This window comes from Stenotrophomonas sp. KH_036_B (assembly GCF_057839485.1).
The window spans coordinates 1,744,937-1,768,927 of sequence record NZ_CM174491.1; the positions used below are offsets into that span (position 1 = coordinate 1,744,937).

The window sequence follows — 23,991 nt, forward strand, 5'->3', positions numbered from 1 at the left end:
ATCAGCCATTGTCCACCCCCGGCGCTGCATCGAGCGCGTCCAGCTGTGCCGCGATCAACGCTCCAGCGCGCACCAGGTCACTGCGAACGTCGTGTGGCTTCCACCACAGGCGGTGCCACGGCCAGCAAGCGGGCGGTGTGCTGGTGGCAATGTGTTCGCGTCCGCCGCTGGCGAGGTCCATCGCCGCAAGCTGGACGTAGGCAAGGGCGGCCTTCGCCAGTTCGCCCGCCTTGTAGTCGGCGTCGTTGCTTGGGCTGAAGCCCTCGATATCGACCTGGCGTTGGCGCTCTTCGGCGATGGCGCGTGCACCGCTGCTCGCGCCGATGGCTAGCGCAGGGTTGTCGATCATCGGCAGCCAGCCAACAGGAGTGCCGGAGCCATCCGTGAAGTGGTCGTGCGTCCAGCACCAGCCGACCATCTGCCAGTCTGCGTCTGCGTCTGAGTCGTTGTCGAGGTTGCAGCTTCCGATGGTCCAGGCAGGCTCTATGGTGTCTTCGATTTGGTGCTCATCGAAATCCACGAGGAGGCGGACTAGCGTCCCGTCTCGCGGCGCGGTGTCCATCGAGCGCGGCGTCACCGTTGAGGCCGGCACCAGCGCGATGGTGAAGCTGCTCTGGCTGTGTTCTTCGATCAGGGCCTTCTCGCGCGGTGTAATGGCGCGCTCGCCTCCGTCCCACCACATCGCCGCCGAAGGTGACGAAGGTGGCGCTTTATCCAGGCATTCGCGGAGCGACTGCGCCATTTTTGGCGCGTTGTGCGGACTGGAGGTCATACGGATGCTCCTACGGTCTTCATCTGCTTGTTGCGGGCCTCTGCGCTCGCGTCGTTGATCTGGCGGCGGGTCATGCTTGGCCGAATCCCGGTGTTATCAAGGACTTCGATCTTCCCGCCGGCTTGCTGGAAGGCGCGCACCAGAAGCGCCAGCTTCTGGCGCTCCTCGTCCTTGTGGAGCACGGTCGTGCTGTTGTTGCTGCCGGTAGGTGCCGAACGCATGACGCGGGCGGCAGCCTGGCGGGAGGGTTCAGCGCCTTCGCCGCGACCACGCATAAGCCTCTGCATGGCGGTCGTGAGACTCCAGACCCTGTTGCCCGCGACAGTAGTCGAGCGCACCTGTTCCGAATCACACATCGCCTTGAGGGAGTTGTTGAGCTGCTTGAGGCTGCAGTCGATGCCAGCGGCGAGAAGCTGCTCATCGGTTGCACCAGCGGGAAGCGCAGCTAGAACTTCGCGAATGAGCGCGGCGCGGCCGAAGCGTTGGATCTTTCCGGTCATGCTGTTTCCTTGGGATTTGCGTCGCGCACGCGCACGCCGCTGCGATCCAGCCAACGGCGCGCTGCCTGGAGTGACTTCTGGGAGAGCGGGAATCGACCCGCGCCGAGGTGGAGAAGACGGCCGCTCACCGATACGGTGCGGCGGGTTGTCGCCGACACCTCGGTTGGCCTGATGCTGTGTGGGCTGGCATACACACCCGCCCATAGCCAGCCAGCGCAGACCATCAGAACCAAGGTTGTGCCCTGGCTTCCTGTTGCGAAAGACTGCTCCATGGGAAGTGGTTGGGCGCTCATGCTTTCACCGCCATTGACCGATAGGAACTCGACAGCGCGTCGTATTCGATGGCCAGCTGGAGGTAGTGCTGGACCATGTCCTGACTACCGCACAAGGCTGCTGCTTCGGCTTCAATCCGACAGGCGGCGGCGTGTGTCGCAAGCGCTTCGGCCTTTTTCACCTCGTAGGAGGCGCTCACGCGGCGCCAGCCTTGGCCCGTGCCTGTGCGATCAAGGATTCAGCCTGCGCTCGCCCCCGACCGGTCAGCGTTGCCTTGGTCGGAAACAGGGGGTCGTCGTAGTCGATCATTGCCCGCTCGTAGAGCCAGTTGACGACCCGCCGGGTGAAAATGGCGGCGGGCTGCTTGGGTGAGTAGAAGCCGCCGCGCGTGCGTTTGAGGGCATGGCCCGTGGCGCCGCTCGCGGTGATGAGCGCGGCGCGCTCGAGGGGTTTGAGAGGGGCGGCCATTGCGTTCTCCAGGTCAAGCCGCGTGCTGGGCCGGAAGGCGCGCCAGCACGTCGCCACGAGCGCGGGCGAGGTGGGAAATCGGGATCAGCTGTGCTGCCAGGCCAGGGTCGGTCCAGCGCAGCTCAGCAATCGCGAGCGAAGGACTGGGCACAGTGGCTTTCTGGCAGAGGTGGCACTCGAAATGGATCAAGGCCGGGCACGGAGCGCCCAACTGGTGGCCAGTGGGGGCGCCAAGGGTGGTCACGATTTGCGGTCGGTGACCCGGCTTGCACAAGGGAATCGAAGAGGGGGTGGGGCGGGCTGTCTGCATGGCGTCAGCCTCGAACAGACGAAAAGACGGCGAAGCGGGCCCCGGCGGCTTCGCGATCCGCGTGCGCTTGGCTGATCTCAACCAGGCGTAGCGGGACAACCACTGCCGCTACAGCGGCAAGGAAGGCCCATGCGACCCGATACCGGCGGCTCATGCCCTCACCTCGGCAGCCATGTCACGCGACTCGGCTTCGGCGCGGTGGCCGGCAACGCCGATGCGACGCGAGCGGCGAAGCTGGTTGCGGCCGTGCTCGCCGGCGCTGCGGGCACGCAGGACGTTGGCGCGGGTGTGGTCCCGAGCGGCCTGCGCCAGCAGGCACGACGCGGCCTGGATCGGCAGCGGGGGCTTGGGCAGGGAGTCGGCAGCGGTTCGGTAGGACATGGCGCTCTCCAAGAAAAGGAGGGCGCCGGCGGGCCTGGTGCCTGGGGAGAGGCGTCTTCCGGCCAGCAGGGGAGGGCTGGCCGAGAGGGGCGGCCTGCCGGTCGCCCGCCGGCGGTTCGCCGGCGACGCAAACATTAAGCGGGCTTTACACGCGGTGTCAAGCGCACTTAGCAATTCGATGGGTAGCCGTCTCCCTGCGGTTGGTATGATGGGCCTGCGGCAGGATGCCGCCTGAGACCGGAGAGCTTATGAGGGTGTGGGTAGCAGCAGTGATCGCGCTGGGTGTAGCTGGGGCCGGGGTAGGGCTGTGGCGGAAGCTTGGGTCCACGGAGGGCGTGCCGATCGCGCAGCCTAGCGAGTGGCGGCCGGCAAAACAGATAACCTTGGCCACCGCTGGTGGCGGCACCAAGACAGTTCACCTGCAGCCGGATGAGAAGGCAGTTCGCGATGCCTCCATGGGTCGCATCGTCGCCTTCGATCAACGGTGGAATGACGCAGTGCGTCTCGCATCGACAACGCCCCAGCTCCAATTGGCTGGCCCTATCAGGGACCTACAGAGCCTGGTGAGGCAGAGTGCAGTAGTTGAGCTGTCGCCGTGCTTCGAACAGGGACGGCTGTATTGGACGGGTGGCTTGGATGCGGAGGCGCGCGCGATGATGGCGTTCATGTCATCGCAGTGGCGGGCCAAGGGCGAGGCTGAGCAGGACGCTCGCGCCAATCTGTCCAACTGGACAAGGGTGGTGGACGCCTGTCGTTAACAGGCGTCCTGAGGCCTCAGATGGCAGGGGGCGCGTCTGGCGCGCCCAGGCCCTGCTGAGCACAGTCCTCCAAGCACTTCATGCGCTCCAGCAATTCGTCTAGGTCGTCATCCGGCAGCGAAGACATGAACAGCGCGTTGTTGCGGTCCAGAATCCGTTGAATTTCATTAGTCCAACCGTACCATCCGGCAATTCGGGTGATCTCGCGCGCCGCTACGGCGCGCCAGTCCGACTCCAATGGCACCGGCGCGCTGTAGGTCTCGAAGTGCTGGAACCTACGCCAGGCTTCCGTCTTGGTTTGAGCTTGGTCGCGCGGCTCTGCGCGGGTTGGTGTTGCTTCGCTGAGTAATTGCCGCAGCCGCGAAACCTTTTCCCGAGACGACATCCTTCGTACTCCCTGTTGCCGCACTCACGCTGCGGCAGCTTGAACGAAGCGCAGCACCTTCGCCCGTGGCAGTTCCTCTTGAAGCAGGTCGTACGCTAGGAGCGTCACTTGTGCCCGCTTGTCGGGTGGCAGCTCCAGACCTCGCTCATCGAGGGCCTCGGCTACCAGCTGGAAGGCAACTATCCAGTTATCCAATGTCACTGGTTGAGACGGTGTCGAATTCTCGGCCGCAGCGGTGGTGCTGCACTCACCCAGCAGCAGCTCTCGCGCGTCGATCTGGACAGCGTCGGCAATCTTGAATAGCTGCACCGCCTTGACGTGCTCCGACACGACGTTGTCGTTGAGCCAGTTGCTGATGGTCGCTGTAGTCGTATCGGACGCGCGCGCAAGGTCCGCCGGTTTGTTTATCCGTGCGGCTTGCATGGCGCGCTGTAGGCGCTGTCCGAGGCTGGTATTAGGCATAAGCCAGCTTAACAATTGGACTGATAAGGGGGCTTGACTCAAAGTTAAGACCTCTTAATACTATGGCTCGACATGACCCAGCCACCTACCAAGCATGAAGTGAGGACCGCTCTCGGCTTCGAAACCGATGCGGATTTGGCCGACCTGTTCGGTATCTCCCGTGCGGCCGTTGCCCAGTGGGACAGGGACAAGCCCATCCCAGAATTGCGGTGGCTCCAGCTCAGGGACCTGCGCCCTGGCGTGATCGTAGGAGAGGCGAAGTGAACGAGCCCGATGTGATTCCACTTGATCCCGGCCTGAGTAACAGCGAGGTCGGTCTGCTTTTGGATCCTGGCCTTATCGTCACGCGCCACCCTGATGGTGTGGCCTTTGATGCCGACGGATGGGCGGTGCTTCGTTGTGCGCGACAAGCCGCAGCACGACCGCTTCATTGGTGGGAGGTTCCGACACATGCATGACCCCTGCATTGGACGGAGTGAAGAAGACCGCCACGACTCCGCCGACGCCAACACCCTCGCTGAAGTGGCGAAGTGCGGTGAAGGAAATGTGGTTCTGGAAGAGAATGATCTCGCTCATGGCAAGCATGGTGCGGGTGTCTATGCCAGGGGCGGAACGATGAAATGCGCCACGTTTCAGTGGGTGATGAAATGACCTGCGCGCGCTCCGATATCTACTGGCGCGATGCTGCATACAACGCTGTTTCCAAGATGCCCGGAAGCGTGGTCGCCGCCGCTGCATACCTGACTGAACGACGCGGGGTGAGTATCAAAGGTGAGACCCTTCGCAAAAAGTTGCGTGGCATAGAGGGCGAGTCGCTCTCGATGGAAATGCTCGAGATGCTCACCGAGTGGATGGTCGAGCAAGCGGCGGGTACCGCGATCGCCACTGATTGGATACTGTCCCTCGCAGCTCAGTTCAACTTGGCCGTTGACCACGTGCCTGCCGCCCCTGATGCGGGATGGCCTGACGAGATCGCGGCGATAAAAGACAAGCTTCTGCACGTCTCGAAGTTCTGCGGTCAGCTTTCCGCTGTCGCGCTCGATGTGCTTGAGGACAGTGAGGTGACGTTGAGCGAGGCCGATAGGATGCTCGACGCGCTGCAGGCCCTGCGTACGATGTGCCATCGCATGGAACGCAACCTCCGACGTGCGCTGACGAAGAGTCGGCGGCGCGAATGATGTGGCCATCTACCGCGCGCCCCGGGCTAGAGCTATGAGCGGCCGCAAGAGCATCACTCCCGTCGCCCGCGCCGAGATGGAGCGCATCGAGCGCCTGCTCAGTGGCAGCGAAGCCGGCCCCGTCGGTGACGAGGCGTTGGCCGAGCGAGAACGGCTCTGGGCCCAGCATCGAAAAGCCACGGACATGCAGTCCGAAATGCCCTTGGGGAATCCGCTCCGCCATGACCAGCACTGACCTCTCCCCGTCCCCCCGGGTTGGCAAGGAAGAGCCGCACGAACGGTTCAGTTTCATCTGCATTTCGGACCTGAATGTCGACCCTGAACGAGCGCCAGTCGATGGGTCCTCCCTAGGCTGGCTGCGTGCGGGTAATCAAACGCGCACTGCTCGTGTACATAGCGGCTCTGGAACTTACTGAATGTCTGCCAATTACACTGATGTGCTCGGCCAGCTCACCGATGCTGGCCTGATCCTCGACACCTTAGATACCAGCGGGCGCATGGTGCGCTGCCGCGTCGAAGGCTCGCGCGAGCGTCGCGGCTGGTACGTGCTCCATGAGCTCAACACCAGCAGCGGCGATACGCTGATCGTCGGCACCTTCGGCGTTTGGCACGGAAACGACAACGGTGCGCAAAAGGTCGAGCTGCACAAGCGCGACAGTGCATTCAGCCAGGAGCAGCGTGAGGCCCTCAAGCGCCGGCTGGCCGAGGACCGCCGCAGGGCAGAAGCGGCACGGTTGGAGCAGAACCGACGCGCGGCGGCGCGGGCGACGGCGGCCTGGAACAAGGCGCTGCCCGAGGGCGAGGCCGACTACCTGGCCGACAAGGCGGTGCAGGCATTCGGCCTGCGCTACGGCCGCAGTGGTGTCGCCCTGGTGCCGCTGCTGGACCCGAATGGTTCCGTACACGGCTTGCAGGTGCTGCGCAGTACCAAACAGGCCAAGGCCACCAACAAGCCGGCCAAAGAATTCTGGCCGCCCGGACTGGCCAAGAAGGGCCACTTCCACCTGATCGGCGGCACGCCGCAGTGGATCCTGCTGGTAGCCGAAGGCTATGCCACTGCCTCCACCCTGCATATGGCTACCGGCTATCCGGTCGCGGTCGCTTTCGACGCCGGCAACCTGATGCCGGTCGCATCTGCGCTTGCCAAGCGTTACCGCAGCACCAAGGTGCTGGTCTGCGGCGACGATGACGTGCTGCAGAAATGCCGGCGCTGCAAATCCCGCCTGGTGCTGGCCGACGCGCCGGGGATCTGCCCCACCTGCGGGGAGTCGCACGGCGCATCCAATGCCGGCTTGCTCGGCGCGGAAGCAGCGGCGATGGACGTGGGCGGGGCAGTGCTGTTGCCGGGCTTCTCCGACGAGTCCGGTCGCCGCGAGCGCTTCATCGACACCGGCCGCAAGATGAGCGACTTCAATGACCTGCACGTGCTCGAAGGCCTGCATGTCGTGCGCAGTCAGGTCGAGGCCCGCATCACGGAGCTTTCGTGGCGCCCGCGTAGCGAAAATCGCGCGCCGTCGGTCACCACCACCGGGGGCGCGGGGCAGGCACCGCTTAAGCCCATCGATTCGCTGGACGAACTGCTGGAGCGCTTTGCGCTGGTGTACGGGCAGGGCGGCACGGTGTTCGACCACAAAGAGCACATGTTGATGGCGCTGGGCGACATGGGTCATGCCTGCGTGCGCCGCGAACTGCATCGGGCGTGGATGGAGCATCCCAACAGATCCATCGTGCGGGTTCGCGAGGTCGACTTCGACCCATCGGGCACGAAGGAGGGGGTTACCTGCAATCTGTTCGCCGGCTGGCCGACCACGCCCAAGGCCGGCGAGTGCTCCAAGCTGCTGCACCTTCTGTGGCACATGTGCGGTAACGAGGCCAACCAAAAGGCCCTGTACGACTGGGTCCTGAAGTGGCTGGCATATCCGCTGCAGCATCCTGGGGCAAAGATGAAGAGCACCATCGTCATCCACGGCCCGCAGGGCACCGGCAAGAACATGTTCTTCGACGAGTACATGAAGCTGTTCGGGGACTACGGGCGCGTGCTGGACCAGGCCGCGCTGGAAGACAAGTTCAACGACTGGGCTAGCCGCAAGCTGTTCCTGCTGGCCGACGAAGTGGTCGCCCGCACTGAGGTGTATCACCTCAAGAACAAGCTCAAGGCGTTGATCACCGGCGACCGCATCCGGATCAACCCCAAGAACATCCAGGCGTACGAGGAAGACAACCACGCCAACCTAGTGTTCCTGTCCAACGAGGCCATGCCGGTTGTGCTGGAAGAAGACGACCGCCGCCACGCGGTGATCTGGACCCCGGACAAGCTGACCCAGGAGTTCTATCAGGAGGCGATGGCCGAGATCCGCAACGGCGGCACAGCGGCGTTGCACGATTACCTGCTGCGGCTGGACCTGGGCGACTTCTCCAACGGCACCAACCCACCGATGACCGATGCTAAGCGCGAGTTGATCGGGTTGAGCCAGGACAGCCCGCAACGGTTCCTAGACGAGCTTTATGGCAATGACATTCCAGGCGTCAAACCCCGGCCTGCGCTGTCAAAGGAATGGTACGAGCTCTACAAGGTGTGGTGCGGCAAGGAGGGGGTGCGCCCTGCGCCGAACCCCAAGTTCGTCAACGCCCTGGTGCGCAAGCGGCAGATCGTACACCCGGACCGGGCGCGCAAGCGTTACACGGTCGGGCAGACCACGCTGGGTCCACATGGGTTCTTGCTGCTGGGCGCTACCGCGCCCAGCGATGATCGCAGCGAGCAGGCCTTCCTGGGCGACGAGCTCGTCGCGTTCCGCAGTGCGTTCAACGACTACCGGGGACGTGCATGAGTCGCTCGCCTATAGACGTGCGGGACGTGCGGGATGGCGTGCGGGCCTCTGTGCGGGCATTTGGCCTTGTGGCAGTAGGCGTGTGCGGGACGTGCGGGACTTCCCTTACACACCTGTGCGGGCGTGCGCGCAGCGGAGCCCCGGGCATCACCTGCATGCATGCGCCCGCCCGCGCGTATAGGTGCCCGCACGTCCCGCACGTCCCGCACAACGAAGGCGCAGCAATCGTTTCGGGCATCTTCGTCCCCGCACACCACACCGCACGTGCCGCACCCACGCTCGCGCGCGCGCTTTCTCCTGTCACTGCTCTTTTGAAAATAATGGAAGGGGAGGCTGTCAATGGCTTCTGAGGATGTGCAGGTGTCGGGCAAAGACCTGGCGTTGCTGATTGGCTGCAGGCCGTCATACATAGTGGAACTGAAGAAGAAGGGCCGCTTGGTCTGCGCCGAGGACGGCAAGGGCTACATGCGCGACGCCTCTCTGGAGCTGTATGGCCAGACCCAGGACCCGGCATACAGTGCCGTCGCGGCTCGCCATGCGCAGGCGCGGGGCTCTGCCTTGGCGAGGGCGGGGGAAGGGGGGGTGTCCGACCTAGATTCTGACCAGGATGACGTGGACGTGGACGCGGACGGCGAAGGCGAGATCGGGGAGGGTGCCGCTGTGCCGGTCACGCCTGACGCCAAGCGCAAGGCCAAGGCGCTGGCCGACAAAGCGGAGATCGACGCCAAGGCCGCAGCCCGCGATTACGAAGTCAGCATGGGCAAGCTGCTCGATGCAGGTCAGGTCGAGCACGTGCTGGCCGAGGCCGCCACGGCGATTCGGGTGGAACTGGAGCGCATGGCTGACGCCTTGGCGCCGCAGCTTGCCGCGACCGCCGACGAGGTACGCTGCCGTGAGATGATCTGGAACGAGGTGAGCCACGCACTGGAAGAAATGAGCCGTGGCTTCCGCACCGCCTCGACGGCGGTGGCGGAATGACCGCCCAAGCTCGCCTGCACACTGTGCTCGCCCGCTCGCTGCAACCACGCCGTCCTCTGACCGTGTCGCAGTGGAACGATGAGCACATGCGCCTGTCCAGCAAGGGCAGCAGCAAGCCCGGCCGCTGGGTGACCGACCGCAATCCACCGCTGCGTGAGCCGATGGACAACATGTCTGCGCGCAGCCCGGTGCACGACCAGGCCTGCATGTTCCCGATCCAGTTCGGCAAGAGCCAGATCGCCACCAACTCCATTGCCTACTGGATGGACTATGCGCCCGCTCCGATCATGTACGCGCTGCCGGGTGAGGCATCCATGAACAAGTGGGTGAACCAGAAGCTCAACCCAATGATCGAGGTGTGCAACGCGGTGCGCCGGGCGTTGAGCAGCACCGCAAGCCGCGACAGCTCCAACCAGCGCACCTTCAAGGACTTCGCCGGCGGCCAGCTCTACGTGGAGCACATGGGTAGTCCCCAGCGACTGAAGTCGACCACGGTCAAGAACCTGGTGGTCGACGAAATCGATGAAGCCCCGCAGGTGCTGCTGACCGGCGATGACCCGGTCAAGATGCTGGATGGGCGCACCTCGTCTTTCCCCACAACCTACAAGCGCCTGTACATCAGCACGCCGGGTATCTCGGGTCTGAGCCGCATCGCGAAGCTGTACGAAAAATCGGACCAGCGCCGCTACCACGTACCGTGCCCGCACTGCGGACACTTCCAGCACCTGCAGTGGAGCGGGCTGCATTGGTCGCCTGATGCCAAGCATGCCTGGTATGCCTGCAACGACTGCGGCGCTTGCATCGAAGAGCACCACAAGGCGGATATGATCGCCGCCGGTCGCTGGGTGCCGGCCAACCCGGATTCGCCTATCCGCGGCTATCACATCAATTGCCTGTACTACCAGTTCGGGCTGGGCCCGCGCTGGGTCGACCTGGTGCGGGAGTGGCTCGATGCGCAGAACGATCCGGCCTCGCTGAAGACCTTCGTCAACGACCGCCTGGCCGAGACGTGGGAAGACCCGAAGATGCGGGCGGTCAAGCACAACGTGATCGCAGATCGCGTCGAACCGTACCGGCTTCGCTGTGCCCCGCGTGGGGTGCTGGCCATCACCGTAGGAGTGGACACCCAGGACAACCGGCTTGCGGTTCACGTGGTCGGCTGGGGGCGCGGGATGATCGCCTGGACCCTGGACTACGTCGAGCTTGCCGGTGACCCAGCAGAGGAAGGGGTGTGGGTCGCGCTCACGGATCTGCTCAATCGTCCCATCGAGCGGGAGGATGGCGTGCAGCTGCGGGCCTCGGCCACAGCCATCGACGCGGGTGGCCACCGCACCGAGGCGGTCAAAAACTATGTGCGGCAGCGCAAGGTCACCCGTGTCATGTGCATCTTTGGCGCGGTGCCAAACAACGCGCCGATTCTTTCCAAGGGCAAGCTTGCTGACGTGACTTGGAAGGAGCGGACGGACAAACGCGGCATCACCATCCATCACGTGGGAACCGTGGCCGCCAAGCACTACCTCTACAGCCGGTTGGCAGCTGACGCAGAGCGGCAGGCGGACGCGCGCTTGGTGCGCTTTAGCGACCAGCTATCGCCGGAGTTCTTCCCTGGTCTGGTCTCGGAGGTCTACAACCCGGTCAAGAATCGGTTCGAGAAACGCGTGACCCGCAACGAGCCGTTGGACACTTGGGTGTATGCCTACGCTGCTGCCCACCACGCGGAGGTGCGCCTGCATCGTTTCACCAAGACTGACTGGGATGCCCTGGAGGCAAGACTGGCCGGATCAGCCGCAGCACCAGCACCGGATCCCCGTGAAACATCGCTGGGTGGGGAAGGGGCCGCCGGCGCCGCCGTGGGGGTGGCCGCCGGACACCCTGCACCGGCTGGGCGATCGCGTAGCTCGGGCTTCGCCCGCGACGGCTGGGGACTGTAATGGCAAAGCGAAGAGAGACCAGCGAGCAGCTTCGAGAACGAATTCTGGCGGCGATGCTGGCGGACATCGGGATAAGCGAACGGATGGCGCAACCCTTCGTGGATTCGGTCATGCAGTGCTTTGCAGGCGAGCAGCCCTACTTCCCGGCAGTTGCCAAGAGATATGCGGTCGAGGAAATCCGTGCCGCGCTCAAGAATGGGATTCCCGTGAAACACGTGATGCGACAGTTCGATGTTTCCCGATCCAAGCTGCATGAACTGTTCCCTGGCGGGCTGCCAAAGCGCGAAGAAGGCGAGGTGTCCACGGTTTCAATGAAAGTGGCGACAAATTAGTTTTTCGTCTCTTTCAAATCAGTAACTTGCGATAGGCGGTGTCCACGAGTTTATTGAGTTCGTGGACAGCTAAGTCCCTAGCCTATGTAGTCATGAAGACTGCGCAGGAAATGCTGGATCTGTATATCGCCGCCGAACAGGCTGTCCTGCTTGGGCAGTCAGTTCGCTTCGGCGAGCGACAGTTGACCCGGGCAGATCTTGCGGAGATTCGCAACGGTCGCAAGGAATGGCAGTCTGCTGTGGCTCGAGCGGCAAGCGGCGGACGTCGCGCTCGTTGGGCGAACGCTGATTTCGGCGGTGTCACCTGATGTCCTCCGCGCTCACCGCCAAGACACGCCTAGCCGCAGCACTGAGCGCTGACCGGGCCGTTGCCACAGCGCGGGCCCAACTGGCTCCGGTGTTGGCGCGCGCCCACGAGGTCACTCGTCCATCGCGCAATCGTAAGCTCGCCCGGGACTGGGGCAGTGGCAACGCCATCGCGGGCATGGACGCACGTCAGCTTCGCGACCAGGCACGGCACCTTGAGCGCGATCTGGACTTGGCGGACAACGCCCTCAACGTCCTTGTCCAGAACACTGTTGGGTCTGGAATCGACGTACTTTCTGCGCCGCGCCTGCCGGGCCAGCCCATTCATCGCGCTCTGGCCCTGCAATTGGATGAGTTGTGGGACGCATGGTGGGATGCACCGGAAGTCACCGGCTCCCACGACTACGGCATGTGCCAGCAGTTGCTGGCCCGCAGCTGGTTCCGCGACGGCGATGCGTTCTACCAGGACCTGATCGGGCCAGTGTCGTATCTGGAGCACGGGTCGGTCGTGCCCTACAGCTTTGAGATGCTCGAAGCGGACCTGGTGCCACATGACTTCAACGATCCGGCGCGCAACATCAGCCAGGGCGTGGAATGCAATGCGTGGGGCAGGCCAGTGGCGTACCACGTATTCAAACGTCACCCGGGCGACCCGATGGGTGCGCGCACCGAGACCAAGCGTGTGTCGGCTGACTTCATGCACCGTATCGCCTTGGTGAAACGGTTGCACCAGCTGCGGGGGTTGAGCGTCTTCGCCAGCTCGATGTCGCGCTTCGAGGACGTGAAGGATTACGAAGAATCCGAACGCATCGCTGCGAAGGTTGCAGCGTCGATGACGTTCCAGATCAAGAAGGGCTCGGGCGAATCCTATGCTGGTGATCTGGGCGGTAATGCGTTGATCCAAGACGACGTGCCGATCCGTGAACTGCGCCTGGCACCTGGTGCAATCTTCGATGATCTCCTGCCCGGCGAGTCCATTGAAAGTCTGGGCACTGACCGGCCCAACCCCAATGCAGCGACGTGGCGCAAGGAACAGCTGCGTGCGGCTGCTGGCGGGATAGGCGTGAGCTATTCCAGTTTGTCGCTGGACTACAACGGCACCTACTCGGCACAGCGCCAGGAGCTGGTGGAGAAGTGGGGTAGCTACCTGATGCTGGCCGAACGTTTCATCGCGCTGTGTGTCCGACCGCAACGCATGCGCTTTGTCGAGGCCTGCGTTCTGTCCGGTCGCGTGAAGCTGCCTAGAGGCTGGACCCTGCGCGACTTGGCCGCTTCGACGTACGTGCGTCCGGTCATGCCTTGGATCGACCCACTGAAAGAGGCCTACGCCCGTGGCGAGGCTGAAGATCGCGGCTGGGTCTCTCCGCAGCAGAACACGTTGCAATACGGCAATAACCCGGCCGAGGTCCTGCGCCAACGCCAGGATTGGCAGCAACAGAACGAAGACCTGATGCCACCGGCATCCAACACCAGCGCTGAAGCCCGTGCCCGCGTGGTGGGCTCGCTGCAGCACGACCTCTCCAGGAGCGAATGACCATGCGTGCATGCCTGTTGGCCGCCGCCATCCAAACCACCATCCGGGCCGACGCTGGCCATGAGCCCGAGTTGGGGCCCGCGCTGTATCAGATCCGCGCCGAGGCCGACACGGCCGAAGTCATGATCTACGGCGCGATCGGCGGCTTCCTGTTCGAAGAATCGGTCTCAGCCAGCGACCTGGTCGATCAGATCGGCCAGATCACTGCCTCCACGATTCACGTACGCCTGAACAGCGTAGGCGGCATCGTTGCTGATGGACTGGCCATCCACAACGCGCTCAAGTCCCACACCGCGCGCAAGATCGTCACCGTGGAAGGGCAGGCGGCGTCCATCGCGTCGCTGATCCTGCAGGCCGGCGATGAGCGGCAGGTCTACGCCAGCTCGCTGGTGATGGTGCACGCCCCGCGCACGGTGGCCGCCGGTAGCGCCACTGCCTTCCGCCAGAACGCGGACGCCTTGGACGCTCATGCGGCCGCGATGCTGGAAGCGTACGCGGTCCGCTCGGGTCGCCGCGAGGACATGGAGCGCCTGCTTACCGATGACGTGGACCACTGGTACTCCGGCCCGCAGGCCGTGGAGGCCGGCTTGGCCGACACCGTCGTGGACGCCGAGCCGGGCGCCAGCGCTCGCTGGCAGGGGGCATCGGCCGTGGCCATCAGCGGCTACCTGCAGTCCATCGACGGTGCGGCCTCTTCGGTCACCGCCCAGCTTCGCCGCCACATTACGGCGTGCCTGTCGCCACACGTTTTCGCCTCTCTCCCTGAGGTCAGCCAGTCGGCCGTCATCGGCCATATCGAGGATCCAACCATGAACCAGCAGTACCGCCACATCCTCGCCAATGCCGGCCGCACCAGTGCGACTCCGGCAGGCGCAACCACCACCCCCGCCTCGGTCGCCGCGCCCGTAGCAGCACCGCCGGTGACGGCCGCGGCCGATCCGGTCCAGGTCGCGATGGGGGCACTGCGCGAGCGCAATTCGCAGATCCAAGCGATGGCCACTCCGCATATGGGCAACGCCCAGGTAAGCGAATACGTGAACAGCGTGATCGCGCAGGCTGACTCCAATGTCACCGCCGATGCGGTGGGCCGCCACATCCTGGCGCTGCTGGCCACCAATGCGGGTCCGCTCAACGGTGGGGCCAACTTCACCGCGGGTACCGACCAGCGTGAGCTGGCCCGCTCCGCGATGGCCAATGCCATCCAGGCCCGTGCCGGTCTGGTGCAGCCGACCGACGCCAATCCCTATCGCGGAATGACCATGGGCGAGATCGCTCGCGCGTGCGTCCAGGCCACTGGCACCAATGTGGCCGGCATGGATCGGATGCAGATTGTGGGTCTTGCCTTCACCCACAGCTCCTCCGATTTCCCTTCGCTGCTGGGCGACGCCTCGCGCCGGGCCGTGCTGCAGGGGTATCAGGAAGCGGAGGAGAACTTCGACCAGTTCACCCGCGCCGTCAACGTGCCGGACTTCAAGCCGACCAACTTGGTCGGACTGGGCGCCTTCTCGGATCTGGACATCGTGCCGGAAGGTGGCGAGTACAAGCACGGCACCTTCAGCGAACAGTCGCAGGCGATGAAGATCGTCACCTACGGCAAGCTCTTCACCATCACCCGTCAGGCGATCATCAACGATGACCTTGGCATCTTCAGCGACGTGCCGCGCAAGATGGGCCAGGCTGCCCGACGCACGCTTGCAAAGGCGGTTTTCGAGCTGATCAACGGCAACCCGATTCTGGCCGATGGCAAGCCGCTGTTCCACGCCGAGCACGGCAACCTCCTGCCGGCGGCGCTGATCAGCACCTCCAGCGTTGGCGGCATGCAGGCTCGGATGCGCCGTCAGAAGGACAAGGACGGCAACCTGATCCAGGTGCCGATGAAGGGGCTGCTGACCCCCGTTGCGCTGGGCGAACGCGCCCGCGCCGTACGCACTGCGGAGTTCGCTGTCGGGAGCGGCGGCGAGCGTGACCCGAACACCGTGCGTAACACCTTCGAAGTGTGGGACCACGGCCGGCTGGATGAAAAGAGCGCGGAGGCCTGGTACGGCGTGGCCAACCCGGCATTCGTGGACGGAATTGTGGTGGGTTACCTGGACGGTAACCAGTCCCCGTATCTCGAACAGGAACAGGGCTTCACCGTCGACGGTGTTGCCTGGAAGGTTCGCCTCGATGCTGCGCCGGCTATTGCCGATTACCGCGGCATCTACAAGAACCCGGGCAAGCCTGAACCCGCCGAAGCCTGATCCGAACCACGGTCAGGCGCTGCCATCGCGGCGCGCCTGATTGCCATTCATATCGAAAGTGAGGACTGAACCATGAAGAACGCACATCAGGACGGCCGCGTGCTGGATGTGACCCTGACCAGTGACGCCAAGAGCGGTGAGCTGGTGGTCGAGGGCAAGTTGGTCGGTGCTGCCGTCACGGACGGCAAGGTCGGCGAGATCATCGCTGTCCATGTGGAGGGCGTGTTCGAGCTGCCCAAGTTGGCTGCAGCGGTCTTCGCTGTGGGCGCGCCAGTCAACTGGGACGCCACTGCCAAGCACGCCATTGCGGCGGCGGCGGGTGCAGACCAGGTCGGTGACATCGGCTTTGCCGTGTACGCGGCGGCCGCAGGGGCAGCGACGGTGTACGTGCGCCTGACGCCGGGCACGGCTGCGGCTGGCGAGGCCGGCGGCGCGTAGAAGCTTGGCCGGTATCGCCCACATGCGCCGGGATGGCGTGGGCGATATCGGCATTTCACCACGGGCAAGGGGAACCTCATGAACACCACCACCACGCCGCGCGGCGTTCGCAACAACAATCCGGGCAACATCGACCGCACCAGCGTGGCTTGGCAGGGCGAAGACCGTTCCGCGACAGCCGTGGCCCGGGAGCATCGCTTCTGTGTGTTCACCACGCCGGAGGCCGGCTTTCGCGCCCTTGCCAAGACCCTGCTGACTTACCAGCGCAAGCATGGGCTGCGGACGGTAAAGGAGATCATCAACCGCTGGGCCCCGCCGGTGGAAAACAACACGGCCGCCTACGTCCACCGAGTGGCGGACGAAGTCGGCGTCGGAGGGACCGAGATCATTTCGTTGGACCGGCCCGTGACGTTGTTTCGCCTCGTGCGGGCCATTGCCCGGCATGAGAACGGCCGCCTGTACTGGGACGACGCTGTGATCGAGCGCGGCGTCACCGAGGCCTTGCAGTAATGGCCGGGCCGGACATTGGCGACGGCGCGCCTTGGTGGCTGGCTGGGAGCGTGGTGGCGTTCTGGCTGCTGCGGGAAACTTGGGGCGCGGTGCTGTCTCGCAAGAAGGAACGCACCGAAACCGATGCCAACATCAGCTTGATCGACGGCCTTGCCAGGCGCATCGAAACCCTGGAGAACCGCCTGTCCACTCAGGACGTGCGGCTCCAGCAAGAGGTGGATCTGCGCCTTCGCGCTCAGGAAGAAGCCAGCGCGCTGCGGACCCGGATCCGGCAGCTGGAGTCGGTCCTGCGCCAGCTGGGCGCCGTAATACCGGAAACCGATGGGGTGTCGGCATGATCCGCGCCCTGGCCATTGTCTTGGCCATCCTCTTCGGCGTCATCGTCTGGCAGCGAGGAAGCGTCTGGAAGTCCGACGCCGCAGAGGCGGCCGCCATCGCTGCCCGAGACGACGCAAACACCAAGTTGTCCGCAGCCAAGGCCGAGATTGGCGCGCTGGGCAGCACGATTGCAACCGAGCGCGGCAACGTCAGAGCAGCAAATGCATTGGCTGCGCGCTATGAACAGGAGAAGAAGCATGCGCAGGATGAGTCTGATCGCCTTGTCGATGATCTGCGTGCTGGCCAGCGTCAGCTGCACCAGCGCTGGCAAGCGGCCCTCCACACCGCTGCACTGTCCCAGGCCGCCTCCGCCGCCAGCCAACCTGATGGTGGCGCCGACGACCGGTTCCAAAGTGCGGGCCGAATTATTGGCGCCGCCGACCAGTGTGACGCCCAGGTAAGGGCGCTGCAGGCCTATGCCATTCACTGTGGAGGCGAGCCGTGATCCTGATGCTGCATCTGATCGCCTTGGCCGCATCGGTCGCAGGGCTGTACCTAGAGCGGGAAAATCGGCGCGTAGGCGGTGGACGCCGATGAATCAGCGTGAGTTCCTCTCCCAGCTGGATGCCGACCTGCATGCCAGCTTCGCCACCGCCGGCATGGCCGATCTCGCCCTCTACACCGCCCCGGGCGGCGCCTCAGCGCTGCCATGCCAGGTCTACGTCACTCGCGATGTCGAGACTGTCGGGGATCTCCGCCAGTTCAAGGCGCTCAGCGTTGAGGTCGACTATGTGCTCGGCAGCCTGGCGCTGGTCGGGCTGCAGCCGGCGCAGAAGGGCCGTCTGCTGGTCGATGGCGACTTGTATGAGAACGCCACCGAGCTCTCCAACGATGGCTCTTTAAGCCGCTGGAAGGTGCGCCGTGTCCAGCCCTGATAAGCAAGATCCAGCCAGCTGGCAGCTGGTCGAGTTCCTCGCAGCCCGCGTGCGCTTGATCACCAAGGCTGCGGGCTATCGCACCGACATCGGGAATGGCTTGGTGGTGGTCGACGACTCGGATGTACCGGCTGAGTTCGAAGGCCCGTCCACCGTCATCGAGGTGGACCGCATCAGCGCCACCTCTTCGGGTCGCTCCCAGGCTTCCTCGGATGTCGGGGTCGTGATCGAGTTCAGCGTACCGCGCGGGGGTGACCAGGAGAACCCCCGTCGCCTTGTCCATTGCGCCAGAGCAGACCTGCGCAAGGCTCTGAGCTTCGACATCCGCGCGCTGCCGAAGGGCGTGACCACCTTTGAAGTCACCGAAGCAAACCTGGCCACCGTCGGCGACGACGCGGGCCATTCCAGTGTTGTCGCTCAGATCACCGCACGGGCCGGTCTGACCGAAGTTTTCTAGCCCGTGTCCATTTCCCAGGAGAATCCCCATGGCCACACAGCCCAAGGTCCGCAAGTTCGCAGGCGATCTGCGGTTCTATGAGATTGGCAGCGGCGCCAATCGTATCCCGCTGATCCCCGACCCTGACGACAAGTTCGGTAACAAGCCGCTCGAACAGAGCTCGCTGACGTTTGGCTATGAGGCCGGCGACACGACCGAAGTGAAGAGCAAGCGCCGCGATGATCGCTACGGCCAGATCATCCACCGCGACGCAAATCCGGGCACCACCAACGTGACGGTGGGTGCGCTGGAAGTTCCGGTCGGCTTCCTCGCCCGCATGCTCTACGGCAGTGCGGTCACGACCACGGTGGCCGAGGGTGAGGTGACGGGGCAGGCTGTCACCATCCACAGCAAGGATGCCCCGGTCGAGTTGGGCCACCGCTTCGTGCTGGCGTTGCCGGCGCCTGTGGTCAAGAAGGGGAGCACCTCGTTGGTGGTTGGCACCGACTACACCATTGATAACCGGCAGGGGTTGCTCATTCCCAAGGCGGGTGGTGCTATCGAGCATGGCGATCTGCTCAGCGTTGACTACAGCTACGACGGCTACCTGGAGACTGCCATCAATGGCGGCGCGGTGCCGAACAAGTCCTTCACGATCCTGGGCGACGTCCAGGACCGCATTGGCGGCGACGAGGGCTTACTGCGTATTCCGCAGGTTGACCTGACCGTCGACGGGGATGTTGACTGGTTCAGTGACGAGCCGATCCAGCTGACCCTCACCGGGCCGGTGGTCTTCCGCTCCGAGGAGACCGCGCTGTACACCTTCAAGGTGTATGAGCAGGCATCCGCCTGATGGCGGCGCAGACCCACTGTGGTCTGCACGGGACGGCGCCCCTCGGGGCGTCGGTTCTCGCGTGCGGCGACAAGAACTGATGGCGAAGTTCGCGAACATTGATGCGCGCGGGAACGGGGCTGCGTTGGCACGGCTGGCAGCGCAAGTGAACGGGCTAAGCGCGACCGCCATCGCCAAGGCCGACGGAAAATCGATTGCCTCGGTTCGCAGGCGGTTCGAGCCGGCTGCAAAGCGGTCCATTCGAGAGGTCTACAACGTTCGCGCCAGCGATTTGTCAGGTCGCTTCACGGTGCTGTCCGGTGCTGACTCCAGCGGGGAGTTTTTGACACTCAACGCGTCAACGAAGCCGCTGCCGCTGATCGGGTTCGGCGGCCGATGGGGTGGGCGTAAGACCCCCGGTGCGACGGCCGGTATCCAGAAGGGCCAGCGCAAGGTTTATGCGTCGGCATTCATCGCCAAGGTTGGAGGCCGGTTGCGCCTTGTTGCGCGGCAATTCTCGCGTGACGCCACTGCGCCGTCCGGTCGCGATGGACGCAACAAGCTCCGGACGCTCACCGGTCCAAGCGCCTACCAGATGGTGATGGGCGAGGGGGACGCAATCGCTGCCCGGCTGGCACGGGAAATGAACGCGTTTCGTGGCAACGAGCTGATCCGTCAGCTGCAGCTGGCAAGGAAGAGGAAGGTCTGATGGCGAGCAATGCTGCATATGAAGAAGCGCTGCGGCTGGTGCTGGAAACCAGTGGCACCCAAGGTGTTGATGAGCTGCGCCAGGCGCTTGAGGAGATGGGCGTCGCATCCGAGGAGGCTGGCGCTGACACGGCCAAGCTGATCGACAGGCTGTCCGATTTGAATGCCGCGGCTGGGAAGGCCGAAGCCTTCAGCGGGATGATGCAAACGCTGGGTGAGCTGGAGCAGCGGTATGACGCCAACCAGCGCGCCGCCCTGCAGTTGGGCTTGAAGATCGGTGAAGTCGAGGAGCCCACGCGTGACCTGCTCAATGCACAGAAAGCCCTGCGCGCTGAAGGCGACAAGCTGCAAGCAAGCCTGAACAAGCAGTGGGAGGCGGTTGCCAAGGCTGATACCGAACTTCGGGAGCTCGGGGTTGACACCGCCCAGTTGGAATCGGGGCAGCGCGGACTGCGCAACGAAGCAATGCGCACCGCGCAGGCCTTCACCGATCAGGCCAAGGCATCTGCCGAGGCTGCGGCCGAAACCCGTAAACGCAACGACCAGATCGAACAGAGCGATGCGGGCTTTCGAGCGCAGGCCAAGGCCAGCACGGCCGCCGCGGAATCGCTCAAGGCATATCGTGAGCGCGCGAACCAAGCAACGCGTGACACTGCCGAGCTGGGCACGGCCGCCGAGGCCACCGGCTCCCTGATGAACAAGCTCAAAGGCGTGGCCGCCATGGCCTTGGGCTTCATTGGCTTCAGCAAGATCGTAGATGGCATCAAGAGCATCATCACGGAGGGCAGCGACGCCGAGCAGGAGCTGGGTCAGCTGGAAGCGGCACTGGCTGCAACTGGGCGGCAGAGCGAGTTCACCGCCGAGCAGCTTGCTGAGATGCGCCGCCAGCTGCAGGGGGGGCTGTTCGATGACGGCGAGATTTCCAAGGCGCAGGTGCGCCTGCTGTCCTATACCAATATCGTCGGCGAGCAGTTCCCGGCCGCCATGCAGATCACCATCGATCAGGCCCAGCGTCTGGGCATGAGCCTGGAACAGTCCGCCGAAGTGGTGGGCAAGGCGCTGCAGACGCCATCGAAGGCGATGGAATCGCTCAGCAAGCAAGGCTTCACGCTGGATGCGAGCCAGAAGCAGCTGATCACCCAGCTGGAGGCGACCGGCCAAGTCGCCCAAGCTCAAACCATCATCCTGGACCTATTGGCCGAGTCGTACGGTGGTGCCGCTGCCGCAGCAAAGGTAGGCACCATCGCCGGACTGTGGAAGGCGGCGACCGAGCGATTTAAGGATTGGAAGCAGGAGGTTGCCGATCAAGGCGTGCTGGTCTACTTCAAGGCGCAGCTCAGCGAAATGCTGGCCCTTGCCGACCGGCTCGCCAAAGACGGAACGCTGACCCGGTGGGCCAAGCAGACGGCCGATGGCATCGTGACCATGGCCAATGCCGCGCGCACGGCGACCAGCTGGCTGGTCGAACACGCAGGGGCCTTGGCGACGCTGGGTAAAGCCTTCGCGACCTTCGCGATAGTCCGTGCCATCGTGCAGATGAACACCTGGCGCATTGCGCTGATGGCGTCCACCCGGGCGCAGATCGCGAACGTCGCTGCCATGGATGCGGCTGGCAAGGGCGCCATGACCCTTGGCAACATCCTGAAGTCACTGCCTCGCGCGGTACCCATCACGATCGCTCTGTTGGGGCTGGAGCTGGTCAGTAAAGGGCTTCAGTCGATGGGTCAAGCCCTCGGCGAAGAGATTGGCAAGTGGAGCCAGTCCAGCAAGGATGCCGGCGCCGCTGTCGCGCTGATGCGTGAGCAGATGTATCTGCAGGGTGTGGAGTACAAGAAGCTCGCTGTGTCAGTAGCCTCTTACGGGCAGGTGTCGGTCAAGACCTCGGCCGAGGTGGCGGCCATGGGCGAGGAGGAGCGCAAGTCGTATGAGTCCCGCCTTGAGGGACTCAAGAAGTACCTCAATGCGCAGTTCGGGTTCCTGTTCACTCAGAAGGAGCTGGGTCTCGCCACGCAAGAGCAGCTGGCTCAACTGGAGCAGGTCAAGGCGCGACTCTCCGAAGTGGGCGCGGGCTATCAGGCACTTTCGGCCGGGTCACGACTGGCCGGCGAAGCGTTGAAGACGGGCATCGGCGCTGGCGCGCAGTTGGTGGTGGAACAGCTCAAGGGGATCGGGAACGATGCCAAGCTGGCGGTCACCGAGATCGGTAAGCTCTTTCAGAGCCTCAACTACTCGGACTCCAACGCGCTCGGCAACGTCGGCCTGGCGCTCGCTTCGATCGCGGAGCAGGGCGCCGGCGCGGCGCGCAACGTCCGTGACGGGCTGATGGCGACCCTGCAGCAGCTGAGCGGCGAGGAGCTGTCCCGGTTCCAGGCCGCCGCCCAAGCTGCCTTCGCCTCGCTTCCATCAGCGGCAGCGAACACAGCTGTAGTGCTCGAGCAGACGTTGATGGCGGCAATGACCAAGTTGGGGGTGTCGGCAGACCGCATGGGCGCCAGCTTCACGGCCGCCGGACGCGACGCCAACGCCGCCTTTGCCACCGTGGTCGAAAACGCGCTTTCCACAAGTGCGCAGATCGAGACTGCCTTCAAATCAGCCCTTGGGAAGGTCGCGACTCTGGATGAGGCCAAGGCCCTGGGCGCGCAGCTGCAAGCAGCCGGTCAACAGGGCAAGGTCGGTTTTGACCAGGCGGAGCGTTCAGCGTCAGCGCTGAATGCACGGATTCGCGAGATCACCAATGCCATGAATCCGCTGAACGATGAGTTCGGTCGGTTGGGCATCCAGTCCCAAGCTTCCTTGAACGCTGCCCGCGACTCGGCGAAGGAGGCGTTCGAGGCCATCCGGAGAGGTGCTGCATCGGGCAAGGCAAGCGTGGAGGACGTACGCCGAGCATTCACGGCTTACTCGAACACCGCGAGGGCCGCGGTCGCCAACAGTGATAGGTGGAAGCAGGACCAGGTGAGCGCACAGTTGGAGATTCAGGGCGCGCTGTACTCGACCAATGCCGAGTTCGACCGACAGGGAGCCAAGGGTGCTGCGGCTGCACAGGCCGTCGTCCAAGGCAGCAGCCAGGCGGTGGCGTCGCTTCAGCAGGTTCAGCAGGCGGCCGCCGGTGCTGCTGATAGCGTGGCTGCGGTCGGGGACGCAGCCGGAGGTGCGAGCGGGAATCTGAAGAGCGCGTCCAGTGCGGCAAGTGGCTTCTCCATGGATATGGGGCAGATCTCGGCCAAGACACGCGAGCTGCTCAGTCAGATGAATGGTCCCCAAGGTATGCAGCAGTTCGCCAATATTTGGAATGGCTTGGCGAAGCAACGCCGTGACATGCAGGCCTACAAGGAAGAACTGCAGGGCGTAGCCAATGGCATGGATGAGCTGTCCAAGAAGCGACGGGAGCTCGCATCGCGCTTCGACATGGTTGGCGAGGGCGAGCTGGAAGAGCTGGTGCAGCTCGAAACCCAGATCGAGACGAAGCGCGCGGAGCGTCGGCGTGCGGCGCGGCAGGAGACGCAGGAGCGGTTGGATGCGGCGAAGCAGGAGGCCGAGCTGCAGGCGGCCACAGATGCCAAGCGGGTGGGCAATGGCGAAGGAGCGGGTGCCAGCGTGCTGCGGATCGAGTGGGTCTCTCCTTCGCGCGCCGTGGTCGCCAGCGCTTCTGCAGCTGAGCGTGAGCAGGCGGAGCGCATCGCTGGCTTGGTGACGCCGTTGGTCATGGAAAGGGTCGCTCGTAGCAAGAGCGTCTCGGTTCGTGGAGGGGCGGCGCGATGAGTCGGATCGTTCTGGCAGGCATTGAGCTTCCCGCTGACTTGCAGTGGACCGATGAGTTCACGTCCTGGCGGGTGGGTCAGCAGGTCAAGACCAGCCTGAAGGGTGCCCGTATTGTCCAAGAGTCGGCGCTGCAGGCGGGGCGTCCGATTACGCTTCAGACCCAGCGCGACGGCAACGCCTTCGTGGCGCCCATCACGCTCTCCGTGCTTCGCGCGCTCCAGGCAAGCGAAGAGCAGCCGCGCAATGAATCTCTCTCCCTGGTGCTGCCGGCGCACAACGGCGGAGATCGACCCTTCAACGTCCGCTGGCGGCGCATCGATGGTGCCGCGCTGGAGGCCGAGCCGATCCGGTTTGCCGTACCGGCGCTGGACGGCGACTACTTCTCAATCACTCTCCGACTGATGACGGTGTAACCG

Annotated in this window: 28 protein-coding genes; 20 read left to right on the top strand and 8 right to left on the bottom strand. The window is 64.2% G+C overall.

All coding sequences use genetic code 11. The features are described from left to right. Nucleotide 1 precedes the first annotated feature (1 nt). The 5 genes from AC3ITN_RS08045 to AC3ITN_RS08065 form a co-directional block, all read right to left on the bottom strand. A complete protein-coding gene (locus tag AC3ITN_RS08045; protein WP_489392589.1) occupies nt 2-772 on the bottom strand; it encodes a hypothetical protein in 771 nt (256 codons plus the stop codon). Next, the gene (locus tag AC3ITN_RS08050; RefSeq protein WP_489392590.1) at nt 769-1,272 is read right to left on the bottom strand and encodes a hypothetical protein; all 504 of its coding nucleotides are present in this window, start codon (nt 1,270-1,272) and stop codon (nt 769-771) included. Before AC3ITN_RS08050 ends, AC3ITN_RS08045 begins: the two co-directional genes overlap by 4 nt. A 289-nt stretch (nt 1,273-1,561) precedes the next feature. Beyond that, nucleotides 1,562-1,744, bottom strand: a complete 183-nt coding sequence (locus AC3ITN_RS08055; RefSeq protein WP_489392591.1) for a hypothetical protein — start codon at nt 1,742-1,744, stop codon at nt 1,562-1,564. Further along, nucleotides 1,741-2,013 carry a hypothetical protein gene (locus AC3ITN_RS08060; RefSeq protein ID WP_489392592.1) on the bottom strand — a complete coding sequence of 91 codons (273 nt, stop codon included), beginning with the start codon at nt 2,011-2,013 and terminating at the stop codon, nt 1,741-1,743. Before AC3ITN_RS08060 ends, AC3ITN_RS08055 begins: the two co-directional genes overlap by 4 nt. A 460-nt stretch (nt 2,014-2,473) precedes the next feature. Continuing rightward, a complete protein-coding gene (locus tag AC3ITN_RS08065) occupies nt 2,474-2,704 on the bottom strand; it encodes a hypothetical protein (protein WP_489392593.1) in 231 nt (76 codons plus the stop codon). A gap of 335 nt (nt 2,705-3,039) precedes the next feature. On the opposite strand from AC3ITN_RS08065, the gene AC3ITN_RS08070 reads away from it, so the two are divergent. Further along, entirely contained in the window at nt 3,040-3,462 is a 423-nt protein-coding gene (locus tag AC3ITN_RS08070) for a hypothetical protein (protein WP_489392594.1), read from the top strand. A 16-nt stretch (nt 3,463-3,478) separates the two neighbouring features. Here AC3ITN_RS08070 and AC3ITN_RS08075 read toward each other — a convergent pair whose 3' ends face one another. The 3 genes from AC3ITN_RS08075 to AC3ITN_RS08085 form a co-directional block, all read right to left on the bottom strand. Continuing rightward, nucleotides 3,479-3,847: a hypothetical protein gene (locus tag AC3ITN_RS08075; RefSeq protein WP_489392595.1), complete on the bottom strand. Its 369-nt coding sequence runs from the start codon at nt 3,845-3,847 to the stop codon at nt 3,479-3,481. Between the two features lie 24 nt (nt 3,848-3,871). After that, nucleotides 3,872-4,309, bottom strand: a complete 438-nt coding sequence (locus AC3ITN_RS08080) for a helix-turn-helix domain-containing protein (protein WP_489392596.1) — start codon at nt 4,307-4,309, stop codon at nt 3,872-3,874. A gap of 342 nt (nt 4,310-4,651) precedes the next feature. Next, on the bottom strand, nt 4,652-4,885 hold the full coding sequence (locus AC3ITN_RS08085; protein WP_489392597.1) for a hypothetical protein: 234 nt from the start codon (nt 4,883-4,885) through the stop codon (nt 4,652-4,654). Nucleotides 4,886-4,929: 44 nt separating this feature from the next. Between AC3ITN_RS08085 and AC3ITN_RS08090 the strand changes: the two genes are divergently transcribed. The 19 genes from AC3ITN_RS08090 to AC3ITN_RS08180 all read left to right on the top strand — a co-directional run bounded on the left by AC3ITN_RS08090 (nt 4,930) and on the right by AC3ITN_RS08180 (nt 23,988). Then, complete coding sequence (locus tag AC3ITN_RS08090) at nt 4,930-5,487, top strand: hypothetical protein (RefSeq protein WP_489392598.1); 558 nt, start codon at nt 4,930-4,932, stop codon at nt 5,485-5,487. 34 nt (nt 5,488-5,521) lie between these two features. After that, on the top strand, nt 5,522-5,722 hold the full coding sequence (locus tag AC3ITN_RS08095; protein ID WP_489392599.1) for a hypothetical protein: 201 nt from the start codon (nt 5,522-5,524) through the stop codon (nt 5,720-5,722). 181 nt (nt 5,723-5,903) lie between these two features. Next, the gene (locus AC3ITN_RS08100; RefSeq protein ID WP_489392600.1) at nt 5,904-8,315 is read left to right on the top strand and encodes a DUF5906 domain-containing protein; all 2,412 of its coding nucleotides are present in this window, start codon (nt 5,904-5,906) and stop codon (nt 8,313-8,315) included. Nucleotides 8,316-8,675: 360 nt separating this feature from the next. Next, on the top strand, nt 8,676-9,293 hold the full coding sequence (locus AC3ITN_RS08105) for a hypothetical protein (protein ID WP_489392601.1): 618 nt from the start codon (nt 8,676-8,678) through the stop codon (nt 9,291-9,293). Then, complete coding sequence (locus AC3ITN_RS08110; protein WP_489392602.1) at nt 9,290-11,224, top strand: phage terminase large subunit family protein; 1,935 nt, start codon at nt 9,290-9,292, stop codon at nt 11,222-11,224. Before AC3ITN_RS08105 ends, AC3ITN_RS08110 begins: the two co-directional genes overlap by 4 nt. Then, nucleotides 11,224-11,556, top strand: a complete 333-nt coding sequence (locus AC3ITN_RS08115) for a hypothetical protein (protein ID WP_489392603.1) — start codon at nt 11,224-11,226, stop codon at nt 11,554-11,556. The genes AC3ITN_RS08110 and AC3ITN_RS08115 overlap by 1 nt, the downstream gene beginning before the upstream one ends. A 92-nt stretch (nt 11,557-11,648) precedes the next feature. Then, on the top strand, nt 11,649-11,864 hold the full coding sequence (locus AC3ITN_RS08120; RefSeq protein WP_489392604.1) for a DUF6148 family protein: 216 nt from the start codon (nt 11,649-11,651) through the stop codon (nt 11,862-11,864). Beyond that, nucleotides 11,864-13,396, top strand: a complete 1,533-nt coding sequence (locus AC3ITN_RS08125; RefSeq protein WP_489392605.1) for a phage portal protein — start codon at nt 11,864-11,866, stop codon at nt 13,394-13,396. The genes AC3ITN_RS08120 and AC3ITN_RS08125 overlap by 1 nt, the downstream gene beginning before the upstream one ends. A 2-nt stretch (nt 13,397-13,398) precedes the next feature. Beyond that, the gene (locus tag AC3ITN_RS08130; RefSeq protein ID WP_489392606.1) at nt 13,399-15,636 is read left to right on the top strand and encodes a ClpP-like prohead protease/major capsid protein fusion protein; all 2,238 of its coding nucleotides are present in this window, start codon (nt 13,399-13,401) and stop codon (nt 15,634-15,636) included. Between the two features lie 72 nt (nt 15,637-15,708). Continuing rightward, complete coding sequence (locus tag AC3ITN_RS08135; RefSeq protein ID WP_489392607.1) at nt 15,709-16,074, top strand: DUF2190 family protein; 366 nt, start codon at nt 15,709-15,711, stop codon at nt 16,072-16,074. Nucleotides 16,075-16,152: 78 nt separating this feature from the next. Continuing rightward, nucleotides 16,153-16,584 carry a structural protein P5 gene (locus AC3ITN_RS08140; RefSeq protein WP_489392608.1) on the top strand — a complete coding sequence of 144 codons (432 nt, stop codon included), beginning with the start codon at nt 16,153-16,155 and terminating at the stop codon, nt 16,582-16,584. Next, on the top strand, nt 16,584-16,922 hold the full coding sequence (locus tag AC3ITN_RS08145; protein ID WP_449325116.1) for a hypothetical protein: 339 nt from the start codon (nt 16,584-16,586) through the stop codon (nt 16,920-16,922). The genes AC3ITN_RS08140 and AC3ITN_RS08145 overlap by 1 nt, the downstream gene beginning before the upstream one ends. Further along, complete coding sequence (locus tag AC3ITN_RS08150) at nt 16,919-17,407, top strand: lysis system i-spanin subunit Rz (RefSeq protein ID WP_489392609.1); 489 nt, start codon at nt 16,919-16,921, stop codon at nt 17,405-17,407. Before AC3ITN_RS08145 ends, AC3ITN_RS08150 begins: the two co-directional genes overlap by 4 nt. Nucleotides 17,408-17,495: 88 nt before the next feature. After that, complete coding sequence (locus AC3ITN_RS08155; protein ID WP_489392610.1) at nt 17,496-17,837, top strand: head-tail joining protein; 342 nt, start codon at nt 17,496-17,498, stop codon at nt 17,835-17,837. Beyond that, the gene (locus tag AC3ITN_RS08160) at nt 17,824-18,294 is read left to right on the top strand and encodes a hypothetical protein (protein WP_489392611.1); all 471 of its coding nucleotides are present in this window, start codon (nt 17,824-17,826) and stop codon (nt 18,292-18,294) included. The genes AC3ITN_RS08155 and AC3ITN_RS08160 overlap by 14 nt, the downstream gene beginning before the upstream one ends. 28 nt (nt 18,295-18,322) lie before the next feature. Beyond that, nucleotides 18,323-19,126, top strand: coding sequence for a phage tail tube protein (locus AC3ITN_RS08165; RefSeq protein ID WP_489392612.1), 804 nt, complete (start codon nt 18,323-18,325; stop codon nt 19,124-19,126). 79 nt (nt 19,127-19,205) lie between these two features. Next, nucleotides 19,206-19,814: a hypothetical protein gene (locus tag AC3ITN_RS08170; protein ID WP_489392613.1), complete on the top strand. Its 609-nt coding sequence runs from the start codon at nt 19,206-19,208 to the stop codon at nt 19,812-19,814. Further along, entirely contained in the window at nt 19,814-23,575 is a 3,762-nt protein-coding gene (locus tag AC3ITN_RS08175) for a tape measure protein (RefSeq protein WP_489392614.1), read from the top strand. Before AC3ITN_RS08170 ends, AC3ITN_RS08175 begins: the two co-directional genes overlap by 1 nt. Continuing rightward, on the top strand, nt 23,572-23,988 hold the full coding sequence (locus AC3ITN_RS08180; RefSeq protein WP_489392615.1) for a hypothetical protein: 417 nt from the start codon (nt 23,572-23,574) through the stop codon (nt 23,986-23,988). The genes AC3ITN_RS08175 and AC3ITN_RS08180 overlap by 4 nt, the downstream gene beginning before the upstream one ends. The last annotated feature ends 3 nt before the right edge of the window (nt 23,989-23,991 follow it).